The following is a 250-nucleotide window of genomic DNA, read 5'->3' as shown; positions in this document are numbered from 1 at the left end:
GCCCCGCCGCCGTACCGTCAGAGGCCCCGGACGAGCCGGAGTTGCAGTCGGCAGCCGCCGGGGGCGGTTCAGGTGGCGGCGGCCGGGCCGGTGGCCAAGGCGGCCGTACCGTGGAGGGCCGGGCCGGCGGCCCCCTCGGGGGCGGGGCCGGCCGGGGTCGGCGGCCGGGCCCCCGGTGGCGCCAGGACCACCACCACCGACCGCCTCCCGGCGGCCGCCGCCGCCCAGCCGGGCGGGACCAGCACCTCGG

Annotated in this window: 1 pseudogene; it reads right to left on the bottom strand. The window is 84.4% G+C overall.

The window, feature by feature from the left end:
* Window positions 1-68: 68 nt before the first annotated feature.
* Window positions 69-250 (bottom strand): annotated as a pseudogene (locus tag VR45_RS35420) (hypothetical protein); the annotation flags it as partial.

The sequence above is a fragment of the Streptomyces sp. NRRL S-495 genome (genome assembly GCF_000966955.1).
GTDB classification, from domain to species: Bacteria; Actinomycetota; Actinomycetes; order Streptomycetales; family Streptomycetaceae; genus Kitasatospora; species Kitasatospora purpeofusca.
This window is presented reverse-complemented; position numbering and strand designations above follow the sequence as displayed.